The organism is Sphingobacterium sp. GVS05A (assembly GCF_019969845.1).
Taxonomy (GTDB): Bacteria; Bacteroidota; Bacteroidia; order Sphingobacteriales; family Sphingobacteriaceae; genus Sphingobacterium.
Window position 1 is genome coordinate 1 of record NZ_JAHXYR010000021.1, and the last position, 464, is coordinate 464.

1 pseudogene is annotated in these 464 nt (G+C 72.8%); it reads left to right on the forward strand.

From position 1 onward, the window contains the following. Positions 1-464 (forward strand): annotated as a pseudogene (locus LC454_RS26255) (hypothetical protein); the annotation flags it as partial.

Here is a 464-nt window from a genome sequence, read left to right on the forward strand (position 1 = left end):
GATGCTGGCCGTGCCCACCGGCGTCGATCCGGCGCCTGTGCTGCCGCCGCCAGCGGCCAGCGATGCCGAAGGCGGCGCGCTGCCCTCCGCTGCACTGGCACCCGCGGCCGCCGCAGTGGCGACCAACGCGAGCCAGGGCGCGGCAGCGCCGGCCGCCAGCGCTCCGGCATCCGCTGCCGGCCATGATGAGGCCAGTGGCCTGCCGTTGCCGGAGCTGGTGATGGGTGGCAAGGCATTGGATCGTGCCGACGACGGTGACAGTCTGCAGATCGGCGACCGCGCACCTCCGGCACCGCTGCAGCCCCCCCTGCCCGCCGCCCTGCAGGACCTGAAGGCCGCACTGGCCAGCAATGCCGTCTTCAATGGCGAACCGACTCCGAAGCCGGTGCTGGGCGATGATGGTTTCGACCAGGCCATCGGCGCGCGCATCGGCTGGCTGGCCGACCAGAAGATCGGCCATGCCC